This is a genomic window from Xenorhabdus lircayensis (assembly GCF_016306625.1).
GTDB classification, from domain to species: Bacteria; Pseudomonadota; Gammaproteobacteria; order Enterobacterales; family Enterobacteriaceae; genus Xenorhabdus; species Xenorhabdus lircayensis.
This window is the reverse complement of sequence record NZ_JACOII010000039.1, coordinates 83,913-98,392: the sequence shown is the minus strand read 5'-3', so window position 1 is coordinate 98,392 and position 14,480 is coordinate 83,913. Positions and strand designations below refer to the sequence as shown.

General features: G+C 42.4%; 12 protein-coding genes. 4 read left to right on the top strand and 8 right to left on the bottom strand.

From position 1 onward, the window contains the following. Nucleotides 1-219 precede the first annotated feature (219 nt). Nucleotides 220-2,136 (top strand): anaerobic ribonucleoside-triphosphate reductase, encoded by a 1,917-nt coding sequence (nrdD, locus tag H8A87_RS11590; RefSeq protein ID WP_198690118.1) that lies wholly within the window; start codon nt 220-222, stop codon nt 2,134-2,136. A 4-nt stretch (nt 2,137-2,140) separates the two neighbouring features. After that, nucleotides 2,141-2,605 carry an anaerobic ribonucleoside-triphosphate reductase-activating protein gene (gene nrdG, locus H8A87_RS11585; protein WP_198690117.1) on the top strand — a complete coding sequence of 155 codons (465 nt, stop codon included), beginning with the start codon at nt 2,141-2,143 and terminating at the stop codon, nt 2,603-2,605. 92 nt (nt 2,606-2,697) lie between these two features. Here the strand turns inward: nrdG and H8A87_RS11580 are convergent, their stop codons facing one another. Together H8A87_RS11580 and bhsA are read right to left on the bottom strand one after the other, a co-directional pair. After that, entirely contained in the window at nt 2,698-3,129 is a 432-nt protein-coding gene (locus H8A87_RS11580) for a YhbP family protein (protein ID WP_198690116.1), read from the bottom strand. Between the two features lie 116 nt (nt 3,130-3,245). After that, complete coding sequence (gene bhsA, locus H8A87_RS11575) at nt 3,246-3,497, bottom strand: multiple stress resistance protein BhsA (protein ID WP_198690115.1); 252 nt, start codon at nt 3,495-3,497, stop codon at nt 3,246-3,248. A gap of 271 nt (nt 3,498-3,768) precedes the next feature. Between bhsA and H8A87_RS11570 the strand changes: the two genes are divergently transcribed. Next, nucleotides 3,769-4,155, top strand: coding sequence for a GIY-YIG nuclease family protein (locus H8A87_RS11570; protein ID WP_198690114.1), 387 nt, complete (start codon nt 3,769-3,771; stop codon nt 4,153-4,155). Here H8A87_RS11570 and H8A87_RS11565 read toward each other — a convergent pair. From H8A87_RS11565 to H8A87_RS11540, 6 genes are all read right to left on the bottom strand, one after another. After that, on the bottom strand, nt 4,109-4,627 hold the full coding sequence (locus tag H8A87_RS11565; RefSeq protein WP_198690113.1) for a GNAT family N-acetyltransferase: 519 nt from the start codon (nt 4,625-4,627) through the stop codon (nt 4,109-4,111). The two genes, H8A87_RS11570 and H8A87_RS11565, sit on opposite strands and share 47 nt — an antisense overlap. Beyond that, nucleotides 4,621-5,001, bottom strand: coding sequence for a ubiquinone anaerobic biosynthesis accessory factor UbiT (gene ubiT / locus H8A87_RS11560; RefSeq protein ID WP_198690112.1), 381 nt, complete (start codon nt 4,999-5,001; stop codon nt 4,621-4,623). The genes H8A87_RS11565 and ubiT overlap by 7 nt, the downstream gene beginning before the upstream one ends. 370 nt (nt 5,002-5,371) lie before the next feature. Further along, the gene (locus H8A87_RS11555; protein ID WP_232370191.1) at nt 5,372-6,574 is read right to left on the bottom strand and encodes an ABC transporter permease; all 1,203 of its coding nucleotides are present in this window, start codon (nt 6,572-6,574) and stop codon (nt 5,372-5,374) included. Next, entirely contained in the window at nt 6,571-7,716 is a 1,146-nt protein-coding gene (locus tag H8A87_RS11550; RefSeq protein WP_198690111.1) for an ABC transporter permease, read from the bottom strand. Before H8A87_RS11550 ends, H8A87_RS11555 begins: the two co-directional genes overlap by 4 nt. 12 nt (nt 7,717-7,728) lie before the next feature. Beyond that, the gene (locus H8A87_RS11545; RefSeq protein ID WP_198690110.1) at nt 7,729-8,700 is read right to left on the bottom strand and encodes an HlyD family secretion protein; all 972 of its coding nucleotides are present in this window, start codon (nt 8,698-8,700) and stop codon (nt 7,729-7,731) included. A gap of 1,075 nt (nt 8,701-9,775) precedes the next feature. After that, nucleotides 9,776-10,369 carry a tyrosine-type DNA invertase gene (locus H8A87_RS11540; protein WP_198690109.1) on the bottom strand — a complete coding sequence of 198 codons (594 nt, stop codon included), beginning with the start codon at nt 10,367-10,369 and terminating at the stop codon, nt 9,776-9,778. 982 nt (nt 10,370-11,351) lie between these two features. Here H8A87_RS11540 and H8A87_RS11535 point away from each other — a divergent pair. Next, entirely contained in the window at nt 11,352-14,345 is a 2,994-nt protein-coding gene (locus tag H8A87_RS11535) for an inverse autotransporter beta domain-containing protein (RefSeq protein ID WP_198690108.1), read from the top strand. The last annotated feature ends 135 nt before the right edge of the window (nt 14,346-14,480 follow it).

Here is a 14,480-nt window from a genome sequence, read left to right as displayed (position 1 = left end):
CCGTTTTCTCAGCCCTGATAACCTCGGTATCAGGGCTGTTATTTTCTGCCTGGCTTTCTCTCTTCCCTCCCAGTTAACTCTCTCTTTCTTTGTTTTAGATCAACTTTGTAGGTTGTATATTAGCTTAAATAATCTATATATTGTGCTTAAATAATAATAAATCACTATATGTAGTATTTATGCACAAGATTATCCACATCCAACAAAAAACGAGCATTCATGTCATTTTCGCCTGTGGATAACATATCGAGGAGCCCTATTGTGAATTCCCATAAATGGCATGATCGGTTAGATCAGGAAATTCGCGGCCTGATCGAGCAAAATAATTTCTCGCTGCTCAATGAAAACGCCAATAAAGACAGTAAAGTGATCCCAACCCAGCGTGATTTATTGGCTGGGATCGTCGCCAGACAGTATGCCAAACAGCATATGCTGCCGCATGATGTGATTCTGGCGCATGAAAAGGGAGAAATTCACTATCATGATCTGGATTACGCCCCGTTTTTCCCCATGTTCAACTGTATGCTGATCGATTTACAGAGCATGTTGACCGACGGCTTTAAAATGGGAAATGCAGAAATTGAGCCGCCCAAGTCCATTTCCACAGCCACTGCGGTTACTGCTCAGATCATCGCGCAAGTAGCCAGCCATATTTATGGGGGCACGACCATTAATCGCATTGATGAAGTCCTCGCGCCTTTCGTGAAAGCCAGTTATGACAAGCATCTGGCAATTGCGAAAGAATGGAAGATTACGGAGCAAGCCGCCTACGCAGAGGCTCGCACAGAAAAAGAGTGTTATGACGCTTTCCAGTCTCTGGAATACGAAGTGAATACGCTGCATACCGCCAACGGGCAAACGCCGTTTGTCACATTCGGGTTCGGATTGGGAACGTCAAAAGAATCCCGTCTGATTCAGATTTCTATTCTGCGTAACCGCATTGCTGGCTTGGGAAAAAACCGCAAGACCGCCGTCTTCCCTAAATTGGTTTTTGCCATTCGTGATGGGTTGAATCACCGATTTGGCGATCCCCACTATGACATCAAATTATTGGCGCTAGAGTGTGCCAGTAAACGCATGTATCCCGATATTCTCAATTATGATCAAGTGGTCAAAGTGACGGGATCGTTTAAAACACCAATGGGCTGCCGCAGTTTTCTCAGCGTTTATGAAGAAAACGGGCAGCAAATTCACGAAGGACGCAATAATTTGGGGGTAATTAGCCTGAACCTGCCCCGCGTTGCGCTCGAAGCTAAAGGTGATGAAACCGCTTTCTGGCAACTTTTGGATAAGCGTTTGTTGCTCGCGAAAAAAGCCCTGATGACTCGAATTTCTCGCCTCGAAAATACTAAGGCTCGCGTTGCTCCGATCCTCTATATGGAAGGTGCTTGTGGTGTACGCCTAAAAGCCGATGACAATATTGCCAGGATTTTCAAACAGGGTCGCGCGTCTATCTCGTTGGGCTATATCGGCATCCATGAAACGATAAATGCGTTATATGGTAACCATATTCATCTCTTCGATGATGAACAGCGCCAACAGAAAGCTATCTCCATCATTAAACGTTTACGTCAGGCAGTTGATCAATGGAAGCTGGAAACGGGCTATGGGTTCAGTCTGTACAGTACGCCAAGCGAGAATTTATGCGACCGTTTCTGCCGTCTGGATACCGCCGAGTTTGGTGTGATTCAAAGTGTCACCGATAAGGGCTATTACACCAACAGCTTCCATCTGGATGTGGAGAAAAAGGTTAATCCTTACGATAAGCTGGATTTTGAAGCCCCCTATCCACCATTGGCAAATGGCGGCTTTATCTGTTACGGCGAGTATCCCAACCTGCAACATAATTTGAAAGCGTTAGAAGATGTTTGGGATTACAGCTATTCACGCGTTCCTTACTATGGCACCAATACGCCAATTGATGAATGTTACCAATGTGGTTTTACAGGAGAATTTGCCTGTACCAGCAAAGGGTTCACCTGCCCTCAATGTGGCAATCATGACTCGGCCCATGTTTCAGTGATCCGCCGTGTCTGCGGCTATCTCGGCAGCCCCGATGCCCGCCCATTCAACACTGGCAAACAAGAAGAAGTGAAACGCCGCGTAAAACATCTCGGCAATGGACAAATGGGTTAATGCCATGAATTATCATCAATATTATTCGGTTGATGTGGTGAATGGCTCTGGAACCCGCTGTACGCTGTTCGTGTCAGGCTGTTTGCATCAATGCCGTGGTTGCTACAACCAAAATACGTGGCGGGTTGATTCAGGTCAGCCTTTTACGCTGGTGATGGAAAATCAAATCATCGCTGATCTGAAAGATCAGCGCATTAAACGACAAGGTTTATCATTATCCGGCGGCGATCCCCTGCATCCCCATAATGTCCCCGCCATACTGCAACTGGTTAAGCGTGTAAAAGAAGAGTGCCCAGATAAGGATATCTGGCTATGGACAGGCTATGTCCTCAATGAATTAAACGATATTCAGCAAGAAGTTATCAGCTATATCCATGTGTTGGTGGATGGGAAATTTGAACAAGCGTTGTATAACCCCACGTTAATTTGGCGGGGCAGCCATAATCAGGTCATCCACTATTTGCGATGACGAATAATGATAATATCCACGAACTACTATAACTGGATGACGATGCACTGAATGACAATGTACTGAATGACAATGTACTGAATAAAGAGGCATTAACGCTGCCAATGCAATTTTTTGCCAAAACCGAGGGTATTATCCACCATTTTTATTTCATTCAGATTGAGTTGCCAGATAGGAGATTTGGCTGTTAGCGCGATCGGAAAACGGCGGCAGTAACGTGCTCTGGCAACAGTTTCGGCTTCACCTGCCAACAGAATCACTTCACCGCGAAATTGGATGCCCTTGATTTGAGCAATGTTACGTGTTTGACCAGCCACAGTACCTGCAACGACAGGATTTTTTTTCATCATCTGACCGTGACGGGTGTCAGATTCAGTCATAAACCAAAATACCATGCTATCGGCATCAAAGACATAAAAGCAACTCGCACACCATAAATCTTGGGTTGAGGAAGTGCAAAGCGTGAATACATGTTGTTTGGTGAGATATTGGCAAATAATTAAATTTTTTTTATTTAAGTCCATATAGTTCCATGCCGTTATTTTAATCTACCACTAACAGAACACGACTGAACTTTGTCCGGTTACGTGCTCTGAATTTGACTAGATAAACCAAGAGGATTATATGGAAACACTATAAATTATTTATAGATTTCAGCAACTCCATTGAGTTTATTTTGACCATTTGCAAAAATAACACGGAAATAGGCTGCACCAGCTTTGTCAGCTTTTTTGGATAACTCTTCGGTCAGGCTATCTAGTGTAGCTGCACCAGTAACTGAGACAACACCAATTTTATCACCTTTAGTATCTTTAACTTCAGTAGCGGCAAGTGAACCAAATGAAATAGCACCTAATGCTAAAATAGCTACGATATTTTTTACAACTTTCATCTTTCGATCCTCTGTTTACTCTTAAAATAGGGTCTATCCCCTTGTGATGTGGATCATGTTATACGCCTGCTTAGAAAATGATAATTAGCAATTCTTGCTATAATTTTTCAATTATTTTGAATAAAAAACACTATCATTACTTGCCAAATTGCATATATTTTAAAATAATTCATCAAGTTACCTTGATAAAACACCAAAAATTCAGCCCATAATCAAACAACACATTAATTTCACATGGTAATCAAACAATGAAAATCATTAAAAATAAATAATGAATATTAAAGTATCTAATTGGTATATCTACCTGATCAGAACAAAAAATGGCTCCTTGTATACCGGAATCACCACCGATATATCTCGTCGATTTATGCAGCATGCATCTGGAAAAGGCGCAAAATTTCTAAAGGGAAAAGGGCCATTGACGCTGGTCTATCAAAGTTTGGTAAGAGATCGGGGAGTGGCGTTGAAGGTAGAATATCGCGTGAAAAGACTCCGTAAACAACAAAAAGAGAGGCTGATTATAAATCAGCCTCTCTGTATAACGACTTATTTGATAACCATCGGTTTATCTGAGAAGTTTTTCGCCCAATCAGCGAACCCTCAAGAAGCAATCACCCAGACAGCGACCATAAATTCTCAAAATGAGGGGGATAAGTAACCAGACCATGACAATCTCCCAGTGAAATATCAGCCAGTGTGTAGATCAGGAAATAATCTTCACAATCAGGCCACTGGCAATACAATTGATATTCATTGGCAAGATTGAAACCAAAACGGTGGTAGTACGCGGGATCCCCTAATACCACAACCGCTCCATATCCAAACTCATTTAAGCTATCCAGCCCTTCATAAACCAATTTTTCACTAAGCCCATGATGACGGTATTGTTCATCCACCGCCAATGGTGCCAGACCAACCCACTGGTGATCTTCACCATTGATATCAACTGGCATGAAACCGGCATAGCCAACTACATGACCTTCATCGTCAGTCGCAACAATGCCCAGTGTCAACAAACCATCTTCTCTTAATTGATTAATTAACTCAGCTTCTGCCGATGTCTCAAAAGATTGACGCAGCAAGCGATCAATCCCCGCAGCATCGACCGGAATTTCGACCCTGATTAACATGGCGATAACGCGCGATCGTGCTGATCGGCGCCCTCTTTCTGTCCCGCTTTGATAAATTCAGCCAGACGCAATAAACCAAAGCGAAGAATGGATGGCATAGACTCCAGTTCAATGGAATCCGTCAGATTTTTCACATGCAGTCCCAATTCTGTGTTTCCTTCAATCTGTAAACGACGCTGAAAAAACAGTGTATCAGGATTCTCCCAGCGAGCAGCCAAAAACTCCAGTTCCCCTTCAGCCAATGCCTCTCGAAATTGCCAACCAAGAAACTGTTCCAGCGCCTGACACTGTAAGACAAAAGGGGTCGTTTTCAATGGGAAACGCAGTAATGCAGTCCCTTGATTTACCAAATGGGAGTGGATTTTATCTAACACAGCTCAGACTCCTTTTCGTGCAAAGTGACGTGCTATTCTGCCAAAATCCTGCTGTATTTCCCGATCCTACATCAAGAATCGATAATAAATTCCTTATCACAAAACGTCCACAAAACAAACTCCGGAAAAAGTCATTTTTTTGAACATGAGGGCGTTGTCCATGGCAGTCGTACATGACAACCCTACATGATGACCAGCATACCCCTGTGACATTTGCACGGAAACTGCCCCAAATCAATATATTTCATTATTTGGCTCACTACAGTTGTCGCTGGTACAGTGAAAGAAACACAGGAGATAGGGGAAACAGCCTGCATGGGTGACAGATATTTCCCCACAGTTATTTTCCCACAATGATTCAATATCAATATTAGCTATCAGCCTGCTCGGTTTTTCCCCTTGTAGGTAAAAACCGCTTAATGCGCTGGCCGGTATCCCGCCATTCCCCATTACGCAACATACCGACAAAAATGCCCAAGATCATATACATTACGCCAAGAAGCAGCATCATGCCGATATCCTGAAACACACTGTGCAATGACAACCCCATTTGGTTGACCCCTGCGATCGCTTTTGTCGCCCATGTGGATGGCAAAGCCGATGAAACCACTCTTACCCAATCTGGCATCGCCTGAAGCGGCCAAATCGTGCCTGAAATATAGAAGATAGGTGTAGTAATAAAGGCCAGTGTCAGGTAGATCATTTCCACGCTGCGCAGGCACTCTGTGACCAATTTGCCCAGCCCCAATACTGCCAACAGGAATGGGAATGTCAGTAGCAGCACGAGGTAAATCGGTGCATCTTGTCGATACCCCAACACCCACGGCCACAGGACAAAAAAGATCACCGACAGGAACAGCCAAATGGGGATCAAGGCAGACAATGCCCCCAAATAGACGGGGAGCGGCGGATTGCCTTTAGGCGTGCCACGTATGGCAATACTGGCGCGAATACAGGCAATTAATAAGGAATGCTGCAACAACATGACCAACAAACCAGGAAACACTATCGCGGCATAGCTGACACCCGGATTAAATAATCCGATGGTTTCTCCTCGAATAGGTTGCAGCAAGATTTTCACCTGCTCTATGCTAAAACCCGCTTTCAAAAGCAGTACGCCGTTATACTCTGACAAGAGTTGCTGATAGGCCAACGCCAAATCTTGCTGGATTTGCCCATTGGCAAGGCGATTGGTGGCATCCCCATAAACGGGAACTGTCACGTTTTGCCCATTCAGCAAATGTTTTTCAAAACCCATAGGTACGATAATAATGGCAAAGATTTCTCGCTGTAGCATGTCACGACGGGCATCACCGAGATTGTTATAGCTTTGGGTTTCAACTTTCGCCGTAGAATCGATATGGCGGATCAGCGCGCGGCTCGCATGGCTGTTATCCTGATCGATCACCGCAACAGGTAAGTCCCACAAGGAAGGACGAACGTAGACCAAACTCATCACACACAACGAAACGATCAATAATAACCACATGGGCTTTTCCAGCATGCCCAGAAATACGTTGCGAAATGTCTGCCAGTACAATTTCCAATTTACTTGTCCATTACCCAGCATCATGCGGCTCCTTCTGATTGGTTAAGTCGCTTCCACAGGCGATTGCGGATCAAGAAGCCACAGACCGCAGGATAGATCAGCAATATCAGGCAAACATGCAGGATAATCTGTAGTGATACTTCCCGCAGGAAGATATCAAACATGGCATTCAAAGCATGAGTTAATGGTTCAAGATTAGAAATAATCCTTGCCGGCAAGACCATTGATAGCTCAGGCACCACCATGCCAGAAAAAGTCATCGCGATACTGACTAACATCCCAATCAAGGAGTAGGCGGTTATTGCGCTGCTGGTGAAGGTAAACAGCAGTAGACCAATGCTTTGCGCAGCAATGACATAGAAAAAACCAACAATCGGCATGTACAACGGATTGCCCGTCACTTTTGCATCAGAAAAAACAACCAGTGCCGTGATTTCCACCATCAGTAACAGTGTGAAAATCAGGGTATAAGGCACCAATTTTCCCAATAATGCCCCCACGAAAGATTTTGTGCTCAAGAGCTGCTTTCCTCTGGCCATTGTGTAAATGGTGCATGTCACCACGAAAAGCTGTAATAGATGGATGATCGCCGCAAATTGTTGGTAATAAATATAACTGCCGCTGGCGTTAAACAGGCTGTCATAGGACATGGTGGCTTTAGCTAGAGGGGGAAGCTGCCGACCTATTTCGGAAGCAATAATTGCACGATATTTTGCATTCGTTTCCGCCATCAATCCGCTGAAATCTTGAATTGAGTAACGCCCTGCACCATAAAACAACGCATTGTAATACATGCTCACCGCAGGTTGCTTTCCACTTAAGGCATCTTTTTCAAAATTCTCAGGGAAATAAAGCAACGCATAATCCTGAGCACTGCTCAGGCGCTCCAAAGATTCTGTCAGGTTATTGTCATAAGATTTGATATCCGCATGGGGTGCGGCATTTAAGTTACGACTCAATGTACGGGACAGAGTACTCTGATCATTGTCTACCACCGAAACAGGTAAGTTGAACAGCGTTCCTTCCGAAAAATTTGCACTGATTAGGATAAACAGCAACAGAGGGAACAACCAACTCAGCCAGTGAAAAATCGGGCTGTGAAGTGCAGCCCTGAGTTCTCGTGTAAACTCCAGTTCAAAACTGCTCCACGCGGCTTTTCTGTTCATCAGGCCGCCACCTTACTTATTCCAAAGCCACAATGCGCTCATGCCAGGACGTAACCCATCAACGGGTTGCAATGGGTATAACCGGATCTCAAACGTTCTCAGGTCAAAATCCCCCGTAGCACGGGTTGCACGTTTTGTCGCATAATCTCCCATTGGCGCGATATAGCGGATTTCAGCCTCAATCTCTTTGTTGTCCAGTGCGGGTACACGCAGTTTAATTTTGTCACCCTTGCGAACTTTCGCCAGAATATCTTCGCGCAGGTTATAGACAAAGTAAGCCTGTGGGATACGCACCAATGTCACCAATGGACTATTGGCATTAAAAAGTTGGCCAACTTCTGCTGGCAGTGGCCCGACTTCACCATCAACGGGGGCTTTTACCTGTAGATCATCGTTCTGGATTTTCAATTCACGCAGCTTTTCTTCTACTTCATTCAATGCCGCCTGATACTGTTGTCGTAATTCGATACGATCTCCGTTTTTCCCTGCATCCAACTCTGCTTTAGCCCCCAGCATTTTTTGGTAGGCAATATCCCGTGCATTGCGCGCATTATCCAGTTCACTGGTAGATATATAACCTCTGGTTGACATATTGCTGAAACGATCAAATTCACGTTGTGCGTTCTTGTACCCTGACTGAGACTGTGCAAGGGTAGCCTCTAAATTGCGAATACTTTCCTCACGTGTCCCATGCAGGGATAATTCAAGTTTTGCCTTAGCCTGATCACGAGCAGCTTGCGCCGCAGCGACTTTGGCGACCAGTTCAGGACTGTCAAGGCTTACCATCAGTTGCCCAGCGTTGACATCATCTCCTCGCTCAACATTGAGTTTAACGACCCGACCAGTGGCTTTGGAAGCAACGATGATTTCTGGCGCATCGACTTCTCCTTGCAATAACAGCTCTTGGTTGTGGGAACGGAAAAGCACTGCCATTGCGATCAGGAAAATAATTAGTAATATTGTGAAAAGTGTTCTTTTCTTCATTATGTTCTGTAAGCCTCAAGCGTACTATCAGGTCAAAGGTCTCTATAAAATTAACGACATAGTGTGACACTACGGAGTAAGATTCTTTTTAGAAATCAGTGCGCCTGATCACTGACAAAAAGAAAATTCCCATCAAAAAACACCAAACAGCCCAATTCAGTCTAAATATTAAACACCACCCAAATTTTAGCACTTCTCAGCCAAACCACCCTCAATATAGTTATAAATATCGACATAAATCAGATTAATGCCAATTAATAATATATACACAATAAAAAATACCATAATATCAGCATTATATTTCCATCAAAACAAAGTATTTAATATATCATCATTTAAATTAAAAATAGTAATTTACAAAACAATTAGTTAAGAAATATTTATGTAACTTAACTTAATAAGGAAATAAAAAAGTGGGCTTATGAAAAAACCGGACTATTTCGATAACAAATAGTAATTATATTAATTGCAATTGTTTCTTTTTAAGATAGATTAATATTAATTCCCATTTTTATTAAAAATAGATATTTGTAAGGAACAAAGTAATGAAATTAACTCTCAGGATAAGGTTTTCTTATGCAATAAAATTGCACATTAAAATTTTATAATTATTACAACAAGTGTTTATACATTAACCTGGCAGAATAAATGAGTACCATTTTGTCGTGTCATGAATTCCAATCAGGTATTTTTTAGCAATAAAGACTCGTTAACTTGACATTAGGACAAAATAAAAAATAAATATTTCTTGTGTATTATTAAATTTCACGTAAAAAATAAAAATCATCACCATATAGAATATGGTCAATAAAATAGTTAACAGCAGAAAATAAATTATTTTTTGGATAAGAATTATCATTCTTATCCCCATTACGTTGTTATGATTTTGCTGGAGAACTGGAGAATAGTAAAAACCGGACAGATCACTGTGATCTTTCCGGTCTGCTTTTCTATATATCGATAGGATATTTACCCTATTCAGGCAATATGCACGATTTGAAGATAAAATTTGATAAGTCTATTGTGGAAAAAGGCACAAGCCCTATCATAAAATATACTTAAAATCAATAAATTACTAAGATATAAGATATTTTCCACCATCAATTTTCAGCTTTTGATTACGTTGCCACACTTTCTGAAACCGCTCTGGATTGCTGGCGGTATAGTGCATAGTATGGCGTATATTGCGATGCCCCAAATAATCCTGAATCAGCCGGGTATCCAACCCCTGATTAGCAAGTTCAAATCCACAAGAATGTCGCAATTTATGTGGGTGCAACTTGATGGATAACCCAGCCTGCTCCCCATATCTTCCCATTAATACATGAACCCACTGGCGTGATAATTTACCTCCCTTGCGCGAAGGAAATAGCCATGAAGAGTCTCGGTATACCGTATTGCTATTTCTGACTTGCAACCATTTTAAGATAAGATTTTTTTCCGTTTCTGAGATAGGGTGCGTTGTCGAAAAGCCATTTTTTAATCGCTTTATGTAAATGGTTTTTCCTGCGAAATCGATATCGGAGACTTTTAATGAAGTCAACTCACTCACACGTAGGCCATGAATATAAGTTAAGTACAGCAAACACTGATCCCGTTCTTTATTTACAGAATTAGTTAATACAGCAAAAACACGATTCCATTCGTCTTGTGTGATGTATTTTCTCATGACAATCTCCAATAAAACGAATCTAGCACTACTCCAATTTCACACTTTCTGTTTGAACAGAATACCGACATAATAAGAATATCATTATGCCTATCATTCTTACGGCAATAAGGTCTCCCCTGATACATAAATATCAGTTAATAATGATTTTGCGATCATTTTTTAGTCTATTGCATAAAGAATTTCAACTTTAGTAATTATATGACCTATGCGCAATTTTGCAGAATATAAATAATATCTAAATCACAAAAAAAACAATAAATAATTGTCAAGCATAATGAACAGTGCTGCCTCTCTTACATAATAAATTATCAATGTTATTCCTTGTCTATTTTTTAATCTTTTAAAAATAACGCTTCAATTATCGTTGACCATGAACAGCAAAGATTAATTTTACATGTGACGGTTTAACAATGACTGTACATTATTAAACCGTCTGTGTAGAAAAAGGAAAACGAAAGTAAATAATAGATAATAACAATATGTTAACCAATCATATTCTCTTATATTTTGTGCTGTTTTTATTTTGATCTACTTGAGAATATCAAGATAATATAAAGAAAAATGATAACTATTTGTTTTTATTAAATTAATGCAATAAAACATATTTTAACTATTATAAGAACGCCTAATACCACTAAACCCACTTTTTCTCCCTCACTCCCTGTTTTACTTAGAATGATTGATATCGAAAGTTATATTGATCAATAAATGATTTTATGTTGGAATAAAAAACCTTACAAATAACAAATTCTAGATCAATCATCTAGTTGTTAACCAACAAACAGAATTTGTTAACTATTTCGTGAAATCTCAGATCAGGCAATGCCGTGTTGTCATCCTTTTATTCCGTCATTATCTGACGTTTTTCCCCTGACTACACGGCTCATGGCTGGCAGAAAATAGAACCTAATATCCTGAAATGGGTAGGTTTACTGCTGGTTTTCACCTGATATTTTTTTATTGTTACGGGTTTATAGCTATGAACAAAAAATTCGATAAGCCGTGGCTACAGAATCAGCAAGACTTGCTGAAACGTGTAGCTTGGGTGAACATTATCACTCAATTTGTGTTTCCGGTTGCTGCCGCGTTTACTTCCACTATTGTTACTGCCAAAACACATACGACTTTTCAAAATGAAAAATGGGCGATACTGACAGAGCCTTATATCCTGACGTCAGGGGAAACCGTCAATACCATCGCTAAACGTTATGGTTTAACAGTTACCGAACTAAAAGAAATCAATCAACTACGTACTTTTGACAAGCCTTTTACAGCACTGGGGGCCAGTAGCGAAATTGATGTCCCAAAACCCCGGAACAATAAATGGCTACCTTTTAACTATTCTTCATTAGACAAAGCATCCACTACAGATGAAAGCTCCCTTCGTCTGGCTGAAGTTGCCTCCCGAGTGGGTAATTTACTCACCAGTGACAGAATTGGGAATAACGCAGAAAGCCAATTAAACAATCTGGCGATGGGGGAAGCTAATCGGCAAATTCAAGATTGGCTGGGTCGCTACGGCACAACGCGTGTGCAAGCGAATATAGATAGTCATGGCCGCCTGAATGGCAGTCAGTTTGATATGCTGCTACCTCTGTATGATACCAGCAGCCAAGTGACTTTTACTCAGTTCGGCCTACGCCATATCGATAAACGCAGCACCGTTAATATTGGATTAGGGCAACGCCATTTTTTTGGTGGCTGGATGCTGGGCTACAATGCTTTCCTTGACCATGATCTTACCGGCGATAATACTCGGTTTGGCCTTGGTGCAGAATACGCCCGTAATTACCTGAAACTAAGTGCAAACGGTTATTTCCGCTTAAGCAACTGGAAAGAGTCTCATCTTCTGACCGATTATGATGAACGCCCAGCCAATGGGTTCGATCTGCGAGTACAAGGTTATATACCCGCCTTACCACAACTTGGCTGTAAGTTAGTGTATGAACAATACTTCGGTGATGAAGTCGGGTTAATAAATAAAGATCACCGCGGGAAGAATCCTTCTGCCCTTACTGCTGGAATTAATTATACCCCGATCCCATTACTGACTTTCGGTATTGACCGCAGACAAGATATGTCCGGTGGCGGAGAAACTCAGTTCAATATGGAAGTGAATTATGAAATCGGTACGCCGTGGTCGAAACAGATTGACCCGGGTGCCGTCACGTCCAAACGAACTCTGCAAGGCAGCCGATATGATTTGGTCGATCGAAATAATCAGATCGTTCTGGAGTACCGAAAACGTGAAGTGATCTCTCTGGCAATGGAAAACCTGCTTATCGGCCATGCCGGTGATACCAAACCTCTCCATATCAGTGTCAGCAGCAAGTATGGATTTAAAGACATCCAATGGGAAGCTGCGAGCCTGTTTGCCAATGGTGGTAAAATTGGGCATCAAGGTGGTACACACTATCTGCTGACCCTGCCAAAATATCAATCTCAAGGCAACAATACCTATACCGTGGAAGCTGTTGCTTACGATGAGCACGGCAACGCTTCCAAACACGTAGAAATGCAGGTGCAGGTACTCCCCGCAGAAATCAATGCCAGTAAATCCACTTTCACTGCAAAAGATAAAGAGCTGTTGGCTGATGGACGCTCAACTACCCTCCTGACATTGACCCTGAAAAATAAGGATGACAAACCAATCCGCGGGCTTGCCTCAGATATCAAATTGGTCACCAGTGGATTAAACGGAGCAGTCAACGACCCGAAGATCGAAAAGATGAAAGAAACCCAATCCGGTGTCTATGAATCCCTGCTCACTGCCAGCGAAAAGATCGGGGTACTGAAGATTACGCCGCAAGTGGATGGAATTATCATCAAGCCCATTGAGATCATGTTCGTACATCCTGAGGCACCGCTTATCAAGAATCTGACCATCATCGGCAAGTTGGAAATGGGGCAGAAATTGGGTGCCACCTATACCTTTAACGCCAATCACGGCGATACAACGGATAAATCGCGCTATGTGTGGGGCAATAAGGGCAATATTGACATGACCAAAGGCCATACGATCATCGATTCAGGCCAGATCCCTGAATATACTTTGACACAGGCAGATGCGGGTACAGTGAAAGAGATTGCTGTGCAAGCACAAAACGCGCTTGGCCTTATCGGAAATACCCGGATCGTTGATACCAGCATGAGTGCCGAACAAGGAAACGAGACTCATGATGGTGGAAAAGGTGGTACGGTCAGAGGGCTTGCCGATAATATGACGATCACGGTGAGTGCTGATAAGGTTAAAAAAGACGAACCGATCACACTGAAAATCAAAACGCTAAACCATGGACAATTGGTCCGAAATGTAGCCGTCAGAGTAAAAGCCATTAAGACAGTGAATCGTCATAATGACGCTCAGAAAACTACGGTATTGCTCAATGGCGCATCAGGCGTGTATCAAGACTTCACCGATGATCAAGGTATGCTGTCTATTACCGTGACCGATCCGAACGGACTGGGTGTGAAGACTACGCTGTCTGTCTCAGTGGACGGTACTGCTGCTCCACAAACTCAAGATGTCATCTTTACTGTCGCAACCAGCCCAGACGTCGCCGGGGCCAATTTTTGGGGACATATGGCTGAAACCGCAGTGGGAGCAAATGGAGCTGTCTTTAGCCGACCTCGATTACTAATAGAGCTACAATCTCTTGATATGAAAAGAGTGGACAAATTTCTTGAAAATGGTGAACTATGGCCGCGTCGCGTCTATAAGGGAGCCGAATGGTATTGTAAGAGAATACATGGCACATTGCCGACAAAAGACGACTTGATGAGCCTGTACACAGCCCACATAAACAATACAATGCATGACCTGTACGGCTGGCCACAACATCGCTCCTATCGTTCTGCGACGCCAGGGACAGATCAACGAGGAAGAAACGCACATTATGCCGTGAACATAGACGAAGGATTCGAACATGTTATCAGTGAGAAAGTCAACGATTACGTCATCTGTAAGCAATAACACCGTTTGTTATAAGTAATAACACCATTTACTTTCTATTACTTTCTCTCAATTTTTCCTTTCTTATCCGCCCCTTGGGGCGGATAATTCTTCCCCGTTCCTATAAATACGTTATCCTGCCAACGCCCTATTGAC